A 19,333-nucleotide genomic window follows, 5' to 3' on the forward strand; every position below is an offset into this window, starting at 1 on the left:
GCCTAAGCGCTCTGACTTCTGGTTTAACGTCTGACGTTCAGCGTTTGCCCGCCGACAAAAGCCTCCGAACGGGGGCTTTTGTGTTTCTGCAGCGTTACAGACGCTGTGGGCACGGGCTTGCCCGCGAAGCATGCAACGTGGTTTATGGCACCGGCTTCGCCGGTGTTCGCGGGTAAACCCGCTCCCACAGGGCCCGCGTTCGCGACCACCAACTAAGCTTTCTCCAACGGGACCTCAAGCGGTTCATGCCCCCGCCCCCTGGAGCCTGCACCATGCCCGAAACACCCCCTCCCCCACGCTTCGACTGGCAACGCTGGCTGCCCGGCGTGGTCACCCTGCTTCACTATCAGCGTGCCTGGCTGCCCAGGGACATCGCTGCCGGGCTGGTGCTCACCAGCATGCTGGTGCCCGTGGGCATCGCCTACGCCGAAGCCTCGGGCGTACCCGGCATCTACGGCCTCTACGCCACCATCATTCCGCTGCTGGCCTATGCGCTGTTCGGCCCCAGCCGCATCCTGGTATTGGGCCCAGATTCGGCACTGGCCGCGCCCATCCTGGCGGTAGTGGTGCAGTACGCCGCCAGCGACCCGCTGCGCGCCATCACCATCGCCAGCATGATGGCCTTGGTCGCTGGGGTGTTCTGCATGGTCGCCGGCCTGCTGCGCCTGGGCTTCATCACCGAATTGCTGTCCAAGCCGATCCGCTATGGCTACATGAACGGCATCGCCTTGACCGTGCTGATCAGTCAACTGCCCAAACTGTTTGGCTTATCCATCGACAGCCAAGGCCCGCTGCGTGACATCTGGGGCCTGATCCAGGCCCTGCTTGCAGGCCAGGGCCACTGGCCCAGCTTCGTCATCGGCGCTGGCAGCCTGGCGCTGATCCTGCTGCTCAAACCCTTCAAGCGCTTGCCCGGCATCCTGATCGCTGTGGTGCTGGCGACACTAGCAGTGAGCCTGCTCGACCTGGACCAGAGCGGCGTCAAAGTCCTCGGCCAGTTACCCCAGGGCCTGCCGGACCTGGTCTTCCCCTGGTTGAGCGATATCGACCTGGTGGAAGTGCTGCTCGGCGGCATCGCGGTGGCGCTGGTGTCATTCGCCGACACCAGCGTGCTGTCGCGCTCCTACGCGGCCCGCCTGAAGATGCCGGTCAACCCGAACCAGGAAATGTTTGGCCTGGGGGTGGCCAACCTGGCCAGCGGGCTGTTCCAGGGCATCCCGATCAGCAGCAGTTCGTCACGCACCCCTGTCGCTGAAGCTGCCGGGGCCAAGACCCAACTCACCGGCATCATCGGGGCGCTGGCCGTGACCGTTCTGCTGCTGGTGGCGCCCAACCTGATGCATTACCTGCCCAACAGTGCCCTCGCTGCCGTGGTGATCGCCGCCGCACTGGGGCTGTTCGAATTCGCTGACCTCAAACGCATCTTCCACATGCAGCAATGGGAGTTCTGGCTGTCGTTTACCTGTTTTGTCGGCGTGGCAGTGTTTGGTGCCATTCCGGGTATCTGCATTGCCGTAGCGATTTCGATCATCGAATTTCTCTGGGATGGCTGGCGGCCGCATTTTGCAGTGCTCGGCCGGGTGGACGGCACCCGCGGCTACCATGATGTGCAGCGCTACCCGCAAGCGCGGCGCATCCCGGGCCTGGTGCTGCTGCGGTGGGATGCGCCGCTGTTTTTTGCCAATGCCGAGCAGTTCCAGAGCACCGTGCTGGCGGCTGTGGAACAGTCCCCTACCCCCGTGCAACGTTTGGTAATTGCCGCGGAACCTGTGACCAGCATCGACGTGACCTCTGCAGACATGCTCGCTGAGCTGGACCGGGCACTGGAGGCGCGCGGCGTGGAGTTGCAGTTCGCGGAGATGAAAGACCCGGTGAAAGACAAGATGAAGCGCTTTGAGTTGTTCCAGCACATGGGGGAAAAAGCCTTTCACCCCACCGTCGGCGCTGCGGTGGATGCCTACCTGGAGGACACCGGGGTCGACTGGCACCCCTAATGCACCCACTGCCGTGCCCTGCGCCGGTCGATCCAGATCAGCAGGGCACTGGCATACACCGACACCGCCAAGAACAGCGCCATGCGCACGGCGAACGCGCGGTAGACATCCTGCCCGGCCGCGCTGTCCTGCACCGACTGCCCCAGCAGTATCAACATCGTAGTCAGGCAACTGACCCAATAGGCCGGGCTGTGCCGCGTCGCCACCGCGTGGTACAGCCGCCGGGCCTGCCAAAGCGTGAACAGCAGCACCCACAGGAAAAACATCCACAGGTGCACGAACAGGCTCAATGCCCCCCACAGCAGGATCGCCAGCAGCCCGGCTAGCAAGGTCGAGCCAATCAGTTCTCGGCTGGCATTGCGGGCATGGGTCTCGCTGGCCTGCTGACCGAGGCTTACTGACTTCATGATCAGCGGCATGAACGCGTCCGGTGCGATCAGCGCCAGCAAAAAGGCCGGCATGACGATCAGCGTGGCGCGCAGTGCGACCCAACTGGCCCGTTCAGCGGCGAGCGGTGGCGGTGTCGGTTGCACAGGTGCGTCAACCGGTTCGGGGAACATCACATGCGCCAGCGCCGTGCCCAAGGTTGCCAGGAGCATGCCTTTGGACAAGGCCTCGACCACCGACAGCGCCAAGGTGAAATCGCTGGTGCCGGCTGCGGCGATCATGGTCAGGCCGATCACCAGCAAGTTGGCCAACAGGCCGTTGCCGCCCTTCAGGGCATAACGCAGCACTAGAAACACGCCAACGCCGACCAGCAGCACACCACTTACCGGTGCATGGCGCAGCAAAGGAATCAGCAACAGGCCACTGCCACAACTCAGCAGCACCAGCACGGCCAACGCCGGTGCCGCGCGCAACGGCAGTGGCTGGCTACGCATGGCCAACAGCAGCACCGCGAACACCGGTGCCAAAATCGGCACCGGCAGGCCAAAACCGAAGCTGACCGCCAGGCACAGCGCCACGCCCCAGGCCAGGCGAAGCGCACGCTGGCGCCGCAGCTCAATAGGCATACGAGAGCCAGCTCATCAGCCACATGAACACCCGGCCAAGCACGTTCAGCGGGTTGCCCTCGCTGGGCAGCGCCATCACCTCGGCTTGGCCACCCACCCGCAAGCCGGACTTGTCTTCCAGCTGGTCTCGCTCAAGCTCGACAATCACCGGAAAGCGTTGAGCCGAGCGCAGCCATTCACGGCTGTTCTGCACGCTCGGCAGCGTGCCCGGTGGGTTGCTCTGGCCCACGCTGACACCATAACCGATGCTGCGTATGCGCCCCTTCAGTACCGTGCCAGGCAGCGCATCGAGCACCACCAGCACCGGTGTGCCGGGGCGCAGGCGGCCGAGGTTGTTCTCGGTCAGGTCGGCGCTGATCCACACGTCATGGATCGCAATCAGGGTCATCATCGGGCTGCCGGCGCCCACGTAGTGGCCCACGTCGGTGCGCAAGTCGGTGATCAACCCGTTGGTGTCGGCGCGCACCACCGTTCGCTCCAGGTCCAGGCGGGCCTTTTGCACATTCGCCGCCGCGCTGCGCACCTGCGCATTGTCCGCCTGCGCCCCACCCTGCTGCTCACGTGCCCGCACCACTTCGGCACGGGCTGCCGCGACTTGGCTGATGGCCTGGTCGCGCGTGGCCTGCGCGCCTTCCAGGCGGCGCTGCGAAACCGTGCCGGGGTCTTCCTCGATCAGCCGCTTCAGCCGCTCGGCGTCTTGCCGGGCCTTGCGCTCGTTGGCTTGGGCCGCCATCAACGCCGCCTGTGCCGAGTCGATGCCGGCAGTGTGGGCACCGATCTGCCGGCCCACCGTGTCGAAGTCGGCTTCGGCGCGAGCCAGGGCAATGCGGTATTGCTCCTGGTCCAGTTCGAACAACACTTCGCCCTTGCGCACTTCCTGGTTATTACCCACGGCCACGCGCTTGACCTGGCCGGCCACCTCAGCGCTCACCGGCACCACGTAGGCTTGCAGGCGAGCCTGCTGGGTGTACGGTGTAAAACGGTCGGCCAGCAGGTACCAGAGCAGGCTCACGGCAATCAGCAGCAATACCCAGCGCAGGCCACGGTCGGGCGCTTGCGCAGGCGGTGTTTGCGGGGTGTCGGTCATTTTTGCTCACCTGGTGGCTGTGCGCTGGGGGCTGGTTCATCCAGCAAGTCTCCCCAATCGGTGCGTTGCTGCATCTGACGACGCGTGACCGGGTCGATCGGCGCACGGCCTGGGTCCCAACCACCCCCCAGGGCCTTGTACAAGGTCACCAGGCTGCTGACGGCATTGCCGCGGCTGACCAGGTAGCCATCCTGTTGTTGCAGCAGCAACTGTTGGGCGTCGAGCACCCGCTGGAAATCAGCGAACCCTTCGCGGTATTGCGACATGGCCAGGCTCAACGAGCGCTGCGCGGCTTGCGAGGCTTGATCGCGAATGCCTGCACTTTGCAGCGAGCGCACCAGGCCACTGGCAGCATCGTCAGCCTCACGGGCGGCTTCGCGCACACTTTGCTGATACAGCTCGATCAATTGCTGCAAGCGCGCGTCCTCGACACGCACGGCGTTCTTGCGCCGGCCGTAGTCGAACGGGTTCCAGATCAGGCTTGGGCCGGCGGCGAGGTCGAGCGTGTTAGGCAGGTGGCTGGCCGAGACGAACGTCCAGCCGAGGCTGCCCAACAGGCTCAGCTGTGGATAAAGGTCAGCTTCGGCCACCCCGACCAGTGCCGATTGTGCCGCCACGGCCTGTTCGGCAGCGCGGATGTCTGGGCGCCGCTGCAACAGGCGAGCAGGCACGTCCTGCAACAGTGCGCGGTCCGGCAGTGGCAACTGGCCGTAATGCGACTGCAACTCCGGCAGTGGACCGGGGGGGCGCCCGAGCAGCGAGCAGAGCACGTTGCGCAGGGCGTTGAGCTGGTTCTCGAACTCGGGGATGGTCGCCTGGGTCGCCAAGTACTGCGTGCGGGCCTGCTGCCAATCGAGTTCGTCATGCTCGCCATGGCGGAACAGCCGCTCGGTGATCTCCAGGCTGCGCGCCTGGCGCTTGGCGTTTTCTTCGGCAATGGCAAGACGCGCCTCGGCGGTACGCAATGCAAAGTAGGTGTCGGCTACCTGGGCACGCAATAGCAACATGGCATCGGCGTAGTTGGCCTGCGAGGCGAAATAGAGGGCATCGGCAGACTCGATGGCACGGCTGAAGCGCCCCCAGAAATCAATTTCCCAGGCGATGTCGAACCCTGCGCTGGACTGCCAGAACACCGAATCGCGAGCAGTGTCGGTGCCGGACTGGTCCTGCTTGAGGTAGAGGCTTTGCGCCCGCACCTGCTGCAACTGCGGGTAACGCCCAGTCTGCACGATGGCCAGCTGTGCACGTGCCTCGGCGATACGCAGGCCGGCCACGCGCAGGTTGCTGTTGTGGGCGTCGGCTTCGGCGATCAGCGCATCCAGTGTCGGGTCGGCGAACACCTGCCACCACTGGCGAAAGTCCACCGTTGCATCGCGCCGCCCGGCCTGCTCCAGCAGGGGTGTGCTCCACGGGTCCAGCCAGGCCGTTTGCTGGGGGTGAAAGTCTGGCCCGACCTGGGTGCAGCCTGACAGCAAGGCAACCAGGCCCAAGGCGCGACGCCAGGAAGGTGCAGGCATGCCAGGCCCCGGCTCAGGCCGACGGTTCGACAGGGTTTTCGGGTACCTGCAGCGCGACCCATTGCCAGAACAACACGTAGGTCACGCCAAGAATCACCGGGCCGATGAACAGGCCGATAATGCCTTTGACCACCATGCCGCCCAGCGCGCCGATCAGCACCACAGGCATCGGCACATCGACCCCGCGCCCCAGCAGCAGGGGCTTGAGCACATTGTCAGCGAGGCCGGCGACGAAGGTGTAGACGGCAAACACGATGGTCGCCAGGGTGAAGCCCTCGGCATGGAACACGTAGGCGATCACCGGCAACGTGATCAGCGTGGCCGGCGCCTGGGCAATACCCAGCATGAGGATGGCAATTGCCAACATCCCCGCCCCCGGCACGCCCTTGATGACAAAGCCAACGCCGATCAGCAGCATCTGGATGAAGGCGATGCCGATTACGCCCTGGGCAACGGCGCGAATGGTGGCGGTACACAGTTTGGCAATCGACCTGCCGCGCTGCTCGCCGGATACGCGCATGGCAATGCGCTGCGCCGCCAGCTCGCCACGCGCGCCGAAGGCCATGATCACCCCCGAGATGATGATCGCCGCGATGAACATCAAAAACGCCCCCCCGGCACTGGCCGCGGCCCCCAGCAGCACACGCCCGGCGTCCTTGAGCTGCGGCATCATGCTGTTGAGCACCTCGCTCAGGCTCTCGGATGCTGCCAGCCACAAGGCATACAGGCGCGGCCCGATCAACGGCCAGGAAGCCACCGACTCGGGGGGTGTCGGCACGCTCCAGGCGCCGCTCTTGAGCAGCGTCAGCATGCTGTCCACCGACTCGGTGATCGACACCAGCACCAGGTAGATCGGCACCAGCAACACCACCAGCACCAGCAGCACCACCAGTGTCGCCGCATAGCCGTCCTTGAGCCCCCAGCGCCGCGTGATGCGGCCGTGCAGCGGGTACAGCGTGACGGACAGGATCACCGCCCACAGCATCAGCTCGAGGAAGGGCTGGAACACCTGGAAGGAGAAGATCACCAGGGCAGCCACCAAGCCTGCCTTGATCAAGACATCGAGCAAGCCCTGCGACAGGGCACTGTCCAGCTTGAAACTCGGCTGCATGCTTCACCTCCGAACAGTCGTACGCCGTCTTGGCGCGAATCAGTGGTCGGTTTCAGGCGTGGGGCGGGTGGCGTCGGGGTCGCGCAACTGTCGGCTCAGGGCCATCATCACCAACGGCACCACCGCCATCGACAGGGTGATGGCCAGCACCAACAGGTCATGCACCTGCTGCTCGAGCACTTGGTGCGCAAGCGCGAGCTTGAACACCACGAACGCAAACTCACCGCCAGACGCTAACACCACCCCCAGGCACAATGCCTGGGGCCGGTTCAGCCCACCGGCCGTACGACCCAAAGCCACCAACAGCGGCAGCTTGACGCCCACCAGCAACAGCGTGAGCCCCAACACCGCCAAGGGCATGCCGAACAACAGGCGCAAGTCGGCGCTCATGCCCACGCCGACGAAGAACAGCCCAAGCAACAGGCCTTTGAGGGGTTCGATCTGGGTTTCAAGCTCGTGACGGAACGGCGACTCGGCCATCAACACGCCAGCGAGAAACGCACCAAGCGCCATCGAGATGCCGACATGCTCCATCACCCAAGCGGTACCCAGTACCACCAGCAACGCGGTAGCGGTGGACAGCTCCGGCAACCCAGAGCCGACCGTCCATTTGAATATCGGGGTCATCAGGTAGCGGCCACCCACAATGATCACACCGATGCCGACCGCCACGCCCACCAGCGGCCACGTCCCTTCATCGGCGCGGCTGACATCCCCGCCCAGCAAGGGCACCACGGCAATCAGGGGGATGGCGGCAATGTCCTGGAACAGCAGAATCGCCACCGCCAGGCGCCCGTGCGGCTTGCCCAGGTCCTTGCGCTCGGCCAGCACCTGCAAGCCAAACGCCGTCGACGATAGGGCCAGTCCCAGCCCCAGCACGACGGCCGCCGCCTTCGATTGGCCGAACAGCCAAAAGGCGAGCAGGCCCAGCACCGCGGCGGTCAGCCCGACCTGCAACGAGCCAACGCCGAACAACGCCCGGCGCATGGTCCACAGGCGGCGTGGCGAAAGCTCAAGGCCAATGACGAACAGCAGCATCACCACGCCCATCTCTGACAGGCGTGCGACGTTATCAGGGTTACCCAGCAAACCCAGCACCGAAGGGCCGATGAGGATGCCGGCCAGCAGATACCCCGGCACAGCCCCCAGTTTCAAACGCTGCGCCAGTGGCACCAGCAGTACCACGGCCAGGAGGAACACCACCGTTGCCTGGAGCAAGCTGCCGTCATGTGGCATAGGTCTACACCCTGTAGGCTCCCCGAGGGGATGGGGTCAGTAACGCGCTTCGACAACCTTGAACGGGTAGTTCACCGCCTTGTACTTGCCGACCTTACCGCGCTTGGGCAATTTCACGACCTGGTCGCGGGTGATGTCCTTGTAAGGAATGCGGCCGAGCAGGTGGCTGATGATGTTCAGCCGTGCGCGCCGCTTGTCGTTGGAGTGGGCCATGAACCATGGCGCCCAGGAAGAATCCGACGCGGCGAACATGTCATCGCGGGCTTTGGTGTAGTCATCCCAGCGGGTATACGACTTCAAGTCCATCGGGGACAGCTTCCACAGCTTGCGGCCGTCATTGATGCGGTCCTGCAGGCGGCGGGTCTGCTCTTCGGCGCTGACCTCCAGCCAGTATTTGATGAGGATGATCCCCGACTCGACCATCATCTTCTCGAACAACGGCACCACAGTGAGAAACTTGTTGGCCTGTTCATCGCTGCAAAACCCCATCACCCGCTCGACACCGGCGCGGTTGTACCAACTGCGGTCGAAGATCACCACCTCGCCTGCAGCAGGCAGATGGCCCAGGTAGCGTTGCACGTACATCTGGGTTTTTTCCCGCTCGGTCGGCGCCGGCAGCGCCACCACACGGAACACCCGAGGGCTGACCCGCTCGGTGAGGGCCTTGATGGTCCCGCCCTTGCCCGCCCCATCGCGGCCTTCAAAGACGATGCACACCTTCAGGCCCTTGGCCACGACCCATTCCTGCAGCTTTACCAACTCGACGTGAAGGTGCTTGAGCGCCTTCTCGTAGGCCTTGCCGCCCAATTTTTCGGGCTGTGCCTGAGGGTCCTTCTTCTTGGCTGACTTCGACATGGCTCGCTCCCGCTGGCGAATGAAGACTCAGTATGGTCGATCCATGGCGGTTTGCCGCTTCGCTTATTACTCCCGCGCCGAGCCTTACTGGTGAATGGTTTGCTCGGTCTGTGCGCTGCGAAGAGGCCGGTGACTGCCTGAAAGATTCTCTGTGCTACACCGGCCTCTTCGCAGCGCAAGGCTGCTCCTACACAGAGCCGTCCGCCGTGCGAGGCAGGGCGCTACTTGGCCAGCTTGTCGTAACTGGTCATCAGGTTGCGGTAATCGGGAAGGTGGTTGGAGAACAGCGTCCCCAGCCCTTCGACATCGTTACGCCAGTCCCGGTGCAGCTCGCAGGCCACGCCGAACCAGGTCATCAGTTGTGCCCCGGCAGCCTCCATGCGCCGCCAGGCCGAGTCGCGGGTCAATTCGTTGAAGGTGCCAGAGGCGTCGGTGACGACGAACACCTCGAAGCCCTCCTCCAGTGCCGACAGTGCCGGGAACGCGACGCAGACCTCAGTCACTACACCGGCGATCAACAGTTGCTTCTTGCCCGTGGCCTTGACGGCCTTGACGAAGTCTTCGTTGTCCCAGGCGTTGATGTTGCCGGGGCGAGCGATGTAGGGGGCATCGGGGAACTGCGCCTTGAGCTCGGGGACCAACGGGCCGTTGGGGCCGGTTTCGAAGCTGGTGGTGAGAATGGTCGGCAGCTTGAAGTACTGGGCTAGGTCTGCCAGGGCCAGGACGTTGTTCTTGAAGCGGTCCGGGTCGATGTCACGCACCAGCGAAAGCAAACCCGCCTGGTGATCGACCAGCAGGACTGCGGCGTTGTTCTTGTCCAGACGCTTGTATTGGAAGGCCATGGTGAAGCTCCTTGCATCAGCAGATGGGGAGTATCAGCGTAGGCAAGGATCAGGCATGGCGGAGACCGTCAGTCGGGGCGCATGCCGCCGTCAGTATTCACGCCGCTTGCGAAACGCCCAACGCCCCACCAGCACGGTGAAGGTCGCCACCAGTGCCACCAGCACCCAGAAGCCATGTGGGTCGTCCGACAGCGGCACGCCACCGACATTCATGCCGAAGAAGCCGGCGATGATGTTGATGGGCAGCGCCAGCACGGTCACCACCGTCAGGGTGAACAGGGTGCGGTTGGTCTGTTCGTTGAGCTTGGCGGCGATCTCCTCCTGCAGCAGCTTGATCCGCTCACCCAGGGCTGTGAGGTCGCTGATCACCAGGGTGAACTCTTCGGTCGCCGCGCGCAGCTGGCGCATGTCCTGTTCCTGCAGCCAGTCTGGTGGGCGGTTGAGCAGGCGCAGCAGGGCCCCAGGCTCGAGCGCCAGCAGGCGCTGCAAGCGCACCAGTACCCGACGCATGCTGCTGAGTTCGGCGCGGTTGTCACTCAGGCGCTGGGACAGCAACTGGTCTTCGATGCGATCGACGCTGGTGGTGGTTTCGCGCACGATCTGGGTCAACACATCGCCCTGGTCGCGCAGCAGATGCACCAGCAGTTCGATGGACGAATGGAAGCGCTCGCCACGCTTGACCGACGAGCGCAGCTTGTCCACCGAATGCAACGGCTGCAAACGCGCGCTGACCAGCAGCTGGCTGCTGGCGCAGGCCCACAGCGTGGAAATGTCCGACGACACCAGGCCGAAGTTGAACACCACATCGTTGACCACCGCCAACAGGGCCGAATCGGCATGTTCGATACGGGTCGACCGGGAGCCCTCCCGCAAGGTTTCGAAAAACGCCTCGGGCAGCGTCAGGTGGGCGCGCAGCCAGCGCTCGCAAGCGGCATGGGCCAGGTTCAGGTGCAGCCATAAAAACTCGTCGGGCTCAGGCGGTTCGCCGAGCTTGCGCAGCAACTGCGCCGAATCGATCTCGCGACCGGGCTGGCCTGGGCGGAAGGCAAAAGCATAAAGCAGGCCGAACAGGTCATGGTCCTGTTGCGGATGCAGCGCGGGATGACCCATTCGAACTCGCAATGAGGCATTGAGGTTGATGGCAGAAAGGTTGCGGGATGTACGTTGCAGTTCGATGACAGCGGGTTTGGATTTGAAGTGCATGACGCACCTCTTTTGGTGCTGTTGAGATCGAGCGCCGCCCGCGCGGCGCTTCGCAGCACAAGGCTGCTCCTACATCTGTTTCGGGCCAATTATTCCTGAGCCATGGGCGCGCGGCTCCTTGGCGCCCGCCTTGATATCGAGACGTACAAACAAGGTAGTCGCGCGCGCAGGCACAGCCGTGACTGGCCGGAAACAAATGGAGCGAGCTTGCTCGCGATGCGCCGCGCGGGCGGCGCTCGATCTCAAAAACGCCAAATGAGCTAAGGCGAGCACCCGCCACTCACTTCACACTTTCCTGAACTGATTATTTGCCCCCAGCGATTTTTCCCCCCGCCAAGCGCCACCAGAATCGCTCACCACAATCACAAAAAGCGTGAGGCCACTCCCGTGGACCAGACACTCCAGGTACGGCAAGCCGCCGCCCACCTCATCGATGCCTTTGCCAGCAACGACACCGCCCGCTACTTCGCCTGCTTCAGCGAAGACGCCACCTTCCTCTTCCACACCTTGGCGCAGCCGCTGTTGTCGCGTGGCGCTTATGAAGCCGTGTGGGCCCAGTGGCAGGCCGACGGTTTTGCCGTGCTGGCGTGTGAGTCGGGCAATGCGCAAGTGAGCCTGCAAGGTGACGTGGCGATCTTCATGCACGATGTGGCCACGCACATCCGCATCGCCGGTGAAGAGCACCAGCTGGCCGAGCGTGAAACCATCGTGTTTCGCCGCGAGGGCGAGCGCTGGTTGGCCTGCCATGAACACCTGTCGGTCGTCACCACCGCCTGATCCTCTTTTACGCGGCCTTGCCGCTCTGCCATCGCACCCACAATAAGGCCCGCGCACTGCGCCGGGCGACAACAACCGCGCTGGAGTATCACCATGAGCCACTCGACCGGTATCGAGACCAACGGCGTCGAACAGATTCCCGACGACCAACGCCACGCCTCCCCGCTTGACCTGTTCCGCCTGATTTTCGGCGGTGCCAACACCTTTGCCACGGCCGTGCTGGGCAGCTTCCCGGTGCTGTTCGGGTTGTCGTTCCAGGCCGGGGTCTGGGCGATTGTGCTCGGGGTCGGCATCGGCGCCATCATCCTCGCCCCCATGGGCCTGTTCGGTGCGCTCAACGGCACCAACAACGCGGTGTCGTCGGGCGCGCACTTCGGCGTGCACGGGCGCATCGTCGGCTCGTTCCTGTCGCTGCTCACCGCCGTGGCGTTCTTCTCACTGTCGGTGTGGAGCTCGGGCGATGCCCTGGTGGGTGGCGCCAAACGCCTGGCCGGCCTACCGGAAACAGACCTCACCCTGGGCCTGGCCTATGGCCTGTTCGCGGTGTTGGTCCTGGTGGTGTGCATCTTCGGCTTCCGCTTCATGCTGTGGGTCAACAAGATTGCCGTGTGGGCGTCGAGCTTGCTGTTCTTGCTGGGCATCGCGGCCTTCGCCGGGCCGTTCGATGCGGGCTATGCCGGCAGCGTCAACCTTGGCCAAGCGGGTTTCTGGGCAGCCTTCGTCGGTGCGGCGATCCTGGCCATGAGCAACCCGGTGTCGTTCGGTGCGTTCCTGGGCGACTGGTCGCGCTACATTCCGCGGACCACGCCCAAGTCGCGCATCATGCTGGCAGTGATCGGCGCCCAGGCCGCGACCTTGATCCCGTTCCTGTTCGGCCTGTGCACCGCCACCTTGGTCGCCAGCCAGGCACCTGACTACATCGCGGCCAACAACTATGTCGGCGGCCTGCTGGCGATCTCGCCGAGCTGGTTCTTCCTGCCGGTGTGCTTGATTGCGGTGATCGGCGGCATGTCCACCGGTACCACCGCGCTGTATGGCACGGGCCTGGACATGTCCAGCGTGTTCCCGCGCTTGCTCAGCCGCGCCGCCGCCACCTTGCTGATCGGCGTGCTGGCGATCGGCTTCATCTTCATCGGCCGCTTCACCTTCAACCTGGTGCAGAGCGTGTCGACCTTCGCCGTGCTGATCATCACCTGCACCAGCCCATGGATGGTGATCATGATCCTCGGCCTGATCACCCGTCGCGGCTTCTACCATGCCGATGACCTGCAGGTGTTCACCCGTGGCCAGCGCGGCGGCCACTACTGGTTCACGCACGGCTGGAACTGGCGCGGCATGGGGGCGTGGATCCCCAGCGCGGCAGTCGGCCTGTGCTTCGTCAACCTGCCGGGTCAGTTCGTCGGCCCGCTGGGCGACCTGGCCGGCGGCATCGACCTGAGCCTGCCAGTAACCCTGGGGCTGGCGGGAGTACTGTACCTCGCCCTGCTCAACCTGTTCCCTGAACCTGCTGGCGTGTATGGGCCCAATGGCCCGCGCTGGGTGCGCTGCAAAAGCACCTCGCATGCGCCGGTAATCACTGCCGAAATGGCCTGACTGGAATTTGCCCATGACCACTTCTCACTACATCGCCGGCCGCTGGGTCGAAGGCCAAGGCAGCGACTGCATCAGCGTCAATGACCCTGCTCTGGGCCAGCCTTTCGCCGAATTGATGGCCGCCAGCGTTGCCCAGGTCGACCAAGCCGTAGCCGCCGCACGCGCAGCCCTGCCGGCCTGGAAGCAGACCTGCGCCAGCGAACGTGCAGCGTACCTGCGCGGTTTCGCCGAGCAGCTCGGGCAGCGCCGTGAAGCGTTGATCACCCTGCAGATGCGCAACAACGGCAAGCCGCGCCACGAGGCCGAAATCGACCTGGACGACGCGATTGCCACCTTCAACTACTACGCCGACCTGGCGGAGCAGTTGCCGCAAAAGAACCGCGACGTGCCCCTGGCCGCGCCCGGCTTCACCGCCCGCACCCGCCTGGAACCGGTCGGCGTGGTCGGCCTGATCGTGCCGTGGAACTTCCCGCTGGTGACCAGCGCCTGGAAGCTCGCCCCCGCCTTGGCCGCAGGCTGCACCGTGGTGCTCAAGCCTTCGGAAATCACCCCGCTGATCGAGCAGGCTTACGGCCAGATCGCCGAGGCACTCGGCCTGCCCGCCGGCGTGCTGAACATCGTCAACGGCAAGGCCGAAACCGGCGCGGCGCTGAGCAACCACGCAGGCCTGGACAAGCTGTCGTTCACCGGCAGCAACAGTGTCGGCAGCCAGGTGATGCGCAGCGCTTCTGCCCAATGCCGGCCCGTGACGCTGGAGCTGGGCGGCAAGTCGGCGATCGTGGTGTTCGATGATTGCGACATCGACCAGGCCGTGGAATGGATTGTCGCCGGTATCAGCTGGAACGCCGGGCAGATGTGCTCGGCCACCTCACGCCTGCTGGTGCAGGACGGTATCGCCGATGCGCTGCTGCCGCGCTTGCAGGCGGCACTGGAGAACCTGCGGGTGGGCAACCCGTTGAGCGAAGAAGTGGACATGGGCCCGCTGACCAGCCAGGCGCAATGGCTGAAGGTTGCCAGCTACTTCGCCACCGCACGCGAAGAGGGCCTGCAATGCCTGGCCGGCGGCAAAGCGCTGGACCGTGACGGCTGGTTCGTCAGCCCCACGCTGTATGTGGACGTCCCTGCCCACAGCCGCCTGTGGACCGAAGAGATCTTCGGCCCGGTGCTGTGTGCACGGCGCTTCACCACTGAAGCGCAGGCGATCGCCGAAGCCAACGACAGCCGCTTCGGCCTGGTGGCCACGGTCTGCTCTGCCGACCTGGAACGCGCCGAACGCGTTGCCGATGCGCTGGAAGTTGGCCACGTGTGGATCAACTCGGTGCAGGCGGTGTTCGTCGAAACTTCGTGGGGCGGGACCAAAGGCAGCGGCATCGGCCGCGAGCTCGGGCCCTGGGGGTTGTCGGGGTACCTCTCGGTGAAGCATGTGACGCGCTGCCTGGGTTAACCCCAGCGGCTGGTCAAGAAGCCCCTTGCTGACGGATGTCACAAGGGGCTTTTGCTTGGCGCTTGATTCCGTTTCACACAGGCCCTCATGGCCACGTGACTTTTCAGTCATCGCGCAAAGTCCCACTTCCTGGTACCCCCACAATCACAACACCAGGCCGGACCACCATGCACCCTCAACGCACCGCCTTGCACAACGAACTGCACGCTCGCCCGTCGCTGTATTTCGACGGCCCGGCCCATGTCTTCCACCTCGCCTTGCTCGGCGGCGATGCAGCGTGTGCGGCGCTGCTGCAACGCTGCTGCCCAGAGGCGCAGGACATCAACGCAGCGCAGGGCATCACCCGGCTGGACGGGCACCCGTTCAAATGGGAACGGCACACCGAGTTCTTCACCCTGACCCTGGTGGTGCCCTGCCCCACCGCCAACACCGAGTGGCAAGCCCTGCCACAGGTGCTGGCCGAAGCCATTGCCCCGCAAACGGCGCAGGTGATCAATGCGGTGCAAGTACTGGTCCGCGATGAACAGGACCTCGACCTGAGCCACTATGGCTTCAAAGACCCCTGCGGCTCCTGTGTGGGCGGTGGCGATGCGTCGGTGTGGAGCGATTTTCGCCTGACCGAGGACGGTACCAACCGCTTCCTGTTCATCAATCGCCGCCTCAATGCCTACCGCCAGGGCCGCATGATCCGGCGCCTGCTGGAGATCGAAACCTACCGCATGATGGCCTCGCTGACCCTGACCACGGCCAAGGCCCTGAGCCAGGAGCTGGACGCCTTCGACAAGACCCTGGTGAGCCTGTCCGAACGCAGCACCGGCGGCGATGGCCACGACTCCAAGGGGCTGCTTGATGCCATCGCCCTGCTCTCGCGACAGGTGGTCAGCCACACGGTGAAGACCCGCCACCGCTTCGGCGCCACCCAGGCGTATGCGCAACTGGTGTTCGAGCGGTTGGCTGAACTGCGCGAAAGCCACGTGGGCGATTGCCAGCGGTTGGGCGTGTTCATCGAACGCCGGTTCAAGCCTACGGTGCGTTACTGCGCAGCCACCGAGCAACGGCTGGAGCAGTTGGCGAAGAATGTCGCCAACCTGGGGGACCTGCTGCAGGCCCGGGTGCAGGTGGAGATGGAAGAGCAGAACGCAGAGATCCTGCGCAGCCTCAATGCCCGGGCCGACGCCCAGGTGAAGATTCAGCGGGCGGTGGAAGGGCTGTCGATCATCGCCATCACCTATTACCTGTTGAACCTGTTCAAGCTGCTGTATGGCGGGCTGAATGTGCTGGGGGTGGGGCTGACGGCGCGGGATGGGTTGTTGGCGATGGCGCCGCCAGTGCTGTTAGTGCTGCTGGTGATCCTGGTGAGGATCAGGCAGGCCAAGCAGCATTGAAGCCCAATCGCCGGCGAGCCCGCGCCTACAGGCCCCTGCTAGCGCAGAACCTGTGGGAGCGGGCTCGCCCGCGAATGGGCCGCACAGCGGCCCCCGGCTTCACGCCGGCTCGTCAGCCGGGCGCGCGCCCTCTTGCAACAACACCATGCTTTGCGGCGACGACAGCGGGATGCCCTCATCGCGTAACCGGCCAAGAATGGTGAACAGCAGGTCACTGCGCGTGCCCGACACCTGCCGCGGTCCCGCCACGTAACCACTGACGCCAATGACCATGCCGCTGGTGGTCAGGTCCTTGAACGACACCGAACAGGCGGGGGCATCCAGAATCGCTTCGTGCTCCTGGTACGCCGCCAGCAGTAATTCCCGCACACGATTGGCATCGGTTTCCAGCGGCAAGGTCAGGGTAATGCTGACCACCCCAAGGGCATTGCCCATGGTCACGTTGCGCACGTTTTGCGAGATAAACTGCGAGTTGGGCACGATCACCGTCGAGCGGTCGGGCATCTGAATCTCGGTGGCGCGCACGTTGATGCGGCGGATATCACCCTCGACACCGGCCAGGCTGACCCAGTCACCTACCTTTACCGGGCGCTCGGTAAGCAGGATCAGGCCGGAGATGAAGTTCTGCACGATCTGCTGCAGACCAAAACCGATACCGACCGACAGCGCACTCACCACCCAGGTCAGGCTGGTCAGGTTGATGCGCAGGGTCGACATCACCAGCATGGCCAGGAACAGGAAGCCCAGGTAACCCACCAGCGTCACCAGCGAGGCGCGCATGCCGGCGTCCATGTCGGTTTCCGGCAGCAGGCGCTCGCTCAACCAGCGCTTGAGCACACGAATACCGAACATGCCGCCGAAGAACATCACCACCGCCAACAGGATGTCCTGCGGCACGATGTTCATGTTGCCGAGCATCTTGCCGCCAGTGTCGTCCCAATCCCCCAGGCTGAGCAGCAATTCGCCGGGGCTGGTGCCCGACGGCGTCAAGGCCAGCAGTACCGCCAGGAACAGCAACACAGTGCGACCAATGCCGGCGAGAATCGTGCTGGCCTGGGCCTGATGACGCGGCGCCAGGCCCAGTGTCGACGCCAAGGCCAGGCCACCGGGCTGACGAGGCGACAGCAAGGTCTCGCACAGGTCACCGAGGAAGGTGGTCAACAGGTAGGCACAGGTGGCCACCACGCTGATCCACAGCAACTTGGCGGTCAGGAAGTAGGCCAGGGTCAGGAAGCCGGCCAGCAGTGCCAGCACGATCAACCCCACCCACACCACGATGACGAAGGGGATCAGCCCCGCCAGGCCAGTCGGGCGCTCCAGCTCATGCTTGCGCAAGGTGCGGCGGTAGCGCAGCAAGGCCACCGAGAAAATCACCGCCACCACCAGCGCGGTCAGGCCGTTGGTGGCCACGGTCAGTGCCAGGCTGGTGCCGATCACGCTGTTGATGCGCTCCTGGGTCAGCAGCACCATCAACGCCAGGGCCAGTAGTTTGGGGAACCAGCCCAGGGCGCTGGCCACTTCATCGTGGATCGGCGGCAGGCGCCAGGACGGGCGCTGCAGCATCAACATGGCGCGGCCCAGGCCCGAAATGAAGGCGCTGAACACCACCAGGGTAAGGATATGGTTGGTCAGGCTGGCGATGTCCGAACCCAGCTCGGCGCTGCTTTCCAGGCCCCAGCGCAGCAGCGACACGGAGCCAGCGATGGTACCCAGCGTCGCCAGGCTGACGCTCAGGGCCAAGGCGCTGCGGCGCAGGCGGCCTTCCGGCAGCCAGCGGATCATGGCGTCTGCCAGCAGGCGTTCGAGCAGGCGACGGACCAAGGTCCAGACCAGGATTGCCGCCACCAGGCTGGTCAGGAACAACCAGCGATGCTCGGCACTGAACGCGCTGGCCACGGCATCGGCCGCCTCACCGCGCAGGTCTCGCAGGCGACTCAGGTCTTCAGCGGTAGGGCGGATCAGCGATTGCCAGAACGCCGGGGTCAGCGGGCTGGTCGCGCGGCTGGTGACCTGCGAGTTGAACTGGCTGCGGCGCAGGTTGACGATCTGCGTGGACAGGTCGCGGGCCGACTGGGTCAGCTTGGTCGCCTGTTCCTGCTCGGCCAATACGGACTTTTTCTGCGCCTCGAGGTCCTTGCGCTGAAGCGTGATGGTCGCGGTCTCGTCCGGCTGGGGCGGGCCAAGCACCTTGAGCTTGTCGTCCAGGCCCTCAACGTCGGTAGTCCGCAGCGCACTGAGTGCATCGGCCTGACGCTGAACCTGGATGGCGGCCTGGCGCAACTGCGAGAGCACGTCGTCATTGGCGTTGCTGGTTACGCCCTGGCGGATCTCGTCGAGTCGGTCATTCAGTTGCTCAAGGCTCGCGTTTTCTTCGAGCACCGGCAGTTCGGCAGCGGCCAGGCTGGAGACTGGTGTGGCCGGTGCGGACCAGGCCGGGGTGGCCAACGCCACCATCAGGGCCAATACGCCTAGGCAATAACGGGCAAGGCTGACACGCCTCATCGAACATTCCTCTATACATTTCGATTTGGCGGGGGATTCTACGCGGCTTGAGGCGATCAGGAGAGTGCCGTTTCTCGCTTGAGCAGTTGCTGCTTGCGCTCGACGCCCCAGCGGTAGCCGCTGATATCGCCATCGCGGCGAACCACCCGGTGGCACGGGATAGCCACGGCAATGCGGTTGGCGGCGCAGGCCATGGCCACCGCGCGCACCGCCTTGGGTGCGCCGATACGCTCGGCGATGTCGGTGTAACTGACCCGACAGCCGGCCGGCACCTCGCGCAGGGCCTGCCAGACCCGCTCCTGAAAAGCCGTGCCTTGTACATCCAAAGGCAGCGCCAGGCCCAGTGCCGGTGCCTCGACAAAGCCCACCACCTCGGCGACCACGCGTTCATATTCGTTGTCGCCGCCTATCAGCCGGGCATTGGGGAACTGATCCTGCAACGCGTGCAGCAGTGGCTCGGGGTCATCACCCAGCAGGATCGCGCAAATGCCCTTCTCGCTCTGCGCCACCAATATCGCCCCCAGCGAACACTGGCCCAGCGCAAAGCGAATGGTCGCCCCCTGCCCGCCGGCACGGTAGGCCTTGGGGCGCATGCCTAGGCGTTGCTCGGCACTTTCGTAGAAGCGGCTGTTGGAGTTGTAGCCGGCGTCGTAAATGGCATCGGTGACTGAGCGCTGGTCATTTTCCAGGTGCTCGCGCAGGCGCCTGGCGCGAAATGCCGAAGCGTAGGCCTTGGGGGTCAAGCCGGTTTCGGCCTTGAACAGGCGGTGCAGG

General features: G+C 64.6%; 15 protein-coding genes. 5 read left to right on the forward strand and 10 right to left on the reverse strand.

What is annotated here, in order from left to right:
- Window positions 1-272: 272 nt before the first annotated feature.
- Window positions 273-1,994 carry a SulP family inorganic anion transporter gene (locus tag MFF34_RS13410; protein WP_238214539.1) on the forward strand — a complete coding sequence of 574 codons (1,722 nt, stop codon included), beginning with the start codon at window positions 273-275 and terminating at the stop codon, window positions 1,992-1,994.
- Here the strand turns inward: MFF34_RS13410 and MFF34_RS13415 are convergent.
- The 8 genes from MFF34_RS13415 to MFF34_RS13450 all read right to left on the reverse strand — a co-directional run bounded on the left by MFF34_RS13415 (window position 1,991) and on the right by MFF34_RS13450 (window position 10,765).
- Window positions 1,991-3,007 (reverse strand): DUF2955 domain-containing protein, encoded by a 1,017-nt coding sequence (locus MFF34_RS13415; protein ID WP_238214545.1) that lies wholly within the window; start codon window positions 3,005-3,007, stop codon window positions 1,991-1,993. The genes MFF34_RS13410 and MFF34_RS13415 overlap by 4 nt on opposite strands.
- Window positions 2,997-4,094 (reverse strand): HlyD family secretion protein, encoded by a 1,098-nt coding sequence (locus MFF34_RS13420; protein ID WP_099452890.1) that lies wholly within the window; start codon window positions 4,092-4,094, stop codon window positions 2,997-2,999. Before MFF34_RS13420 ends, MFF34_RS13415 begins: the two co-directional genes overlap by 11 nt.
- Window positions 4,091-5,611 (reverse strand): efflux transporter outer membrane subunit, encoded by a 1,521-nt coding sequence (locus MFF34_RS13425; protein WP_238214547.1) that lies wholly within the window; start codon window positions 5,609-5,611, stop codon window positions 4,091-4,093. The genes MFF34_RS13420 and MFF34_RS13425 overlap by 4 nt, the downstream gene beginning before the upstream one ends.
- Window positions 5,612-5,624: 13 nt before the next feature.
- Complete coding sequence (locus MFF34_RS13430) at window positions 5,625-6,722, reverse strand: AI-2E family transporter (RefSeq protein WP_238214549.1); 1,098 nt, start codon at window positions 6,720-6,722, stop codon at window positions 5,625-5,627.
- 39 nt (window positions 6,723-6,761) lie between these two features.
- Window positions 6,762-7,958: a monovalent cation:proton antiporter-2 (CPA2) family protein gene (locus MFF34_RS13435; protein ID WP_238214551.1), complete on the reverse strand. Its 1,197-nt coding sequence runs from the start codon at window positions 7,956-7,958 to the stop codon at window positions 6,762-6,764.
- Window positions 7,959-7,994: 36 nt separating this feature from the next.
- Complete coding sequence (gene ppk2, locus MFF34_RS13440) at window positions 7,995-8,813, reverse strand: polyphosphate kinase 2 (RefSeq protein ID WP_186681703.1); 819 nt, start codon at window positions 8,811-8,813, stop codon at window positions 7,995-7,997.
- A gap of 221 nt (window positions 8,814-9,034) precedes the next feature.
- Window positions 9,035-9,655, reverse strand: coding sequence for an isochorismate family cysteine hydrolase YcaC (gene ycaC / locus MFF34_RS13445; RefSeq protein ID WP_027594492.1), 621 nt, complete (start codon window positions 9,653-9,655; stop codon window positions 9,035-9,037).
- Between the two features lie 90 nt (window positions 9,656-9,745).
- Window positions 9,746-10,765 (reverse strand): transporter, encoded by a 1,020-nt coding sequence (locus MFF34_RS13450; RefSeq protein ID WP_027594493.1) that lies wholly within the window; start codon window positions 10,763-10,765, stop codon window positions 9,746-9,748.
- Between the two features lie 480 nt (window positions 10,766-11,245).
- Here MFF34_RS13450 and MFF34_RS13455 point away from each other — a divergent pair, with 480 nt between their 5' ends.
- The 4 genes from MFF34_RS13455 to MFF34_RS13470 all read left to right on the forward strand — a co-directional run bounded on the left by MFF34_RS13455 (window position 11,246) and on the right by MFF34_RS13470 (window position 16,057).
- Window positions 11,246-11,635 (forward strand): nuclear transport factor 2 family protein, encoded by a 390-nt coding sequence (locus MFF34_RS13455; RefSeq protein ID WP_238214553.1) that lies wholly within the window; start codon window positions 11,246-11,248, stop codon window positions 11,633-11,635.
- Between the two features lie 93 nt (window positions 11,636-11,728).
- A complete protein-coding gene (locus MFF34_RS13460) occupies window positions 11,729-13,228 on the forward strand; it encodes a cytosine permease (RefSeq protein ID WP_085274116.1) in 1,500 nt (499 codons plus the stop codon).
- Window positions 13,229-13,241: 13 nt separating this feature from the next.
- Window positions 13,242-14,672: an aldehyde dehydrogenase family protein gene (locus MFF34_RS13465; RefSeq protein ID WP_238214555.1), complete on the forward strand. Its 1,431-nt coding sequence runs from the start codon at window positions 13,242-13,244 to the stop codon at window positions 14,670-14,672.
- A 167-nt stretch (window positions 14,673-14,839) separates the two neighbouring features.
- Window positions 14,840-16,057: a DUF3422 domain-containing protein gene (locus MFF34_RS13470; protein WP_238214557.1), complete on the forward strand. Its 1,218-nt coding sequence runs from the start codon at window positions 14,840-14,842 to the stop codon at window positions 16,055-16,057.
- 99 nt (window positions 16,058-16,156) lie between these two features.
- On the opposite strand, the gene MFF34_RS13475 is transcribed toward MFF34_RS13470, so the two are convergent.
- Both MFF34_RS13475 and MFF34_RS13480 read right to left on the reverse strand, forming a co-directional pair.
- On the reverse strand, window positions 16,157-18,559 hold the full coding sequence (locus MFF34_RS13475) for a DUF3772 domain-containing protein (RefSeq protein WP_238214559.1): 2,403 nt from the start codon (window positions 18,557-18,559) through the stop codon (window positions 16,157-16,159).
- A 56-nt stretch (window positions 18,560-18,615) separates the two neighbouring features.
- Window positions 18,616-19,333, reverse strand: a 718-nt coding sequence (locus tag MFF34_RS13480) for a methylated-DNA--[protein]-cysteine S-methyltransferase (RefSeq protein ID WP_238214565.1), incomplete at its 5' end; no start/stop codon positions are given.

The organism is Pseudomonas sp. PAGU 2196 (genome assembly GCF_022179005.1).
Taxonomy (GTDB): Bacteria; Pseudomonadota; Gammaproteobacteria; order Pseudomonadales; family Pseudomonadaceae; genus Aquipseudomonas; species Aquipseudomonas kermanshahensis.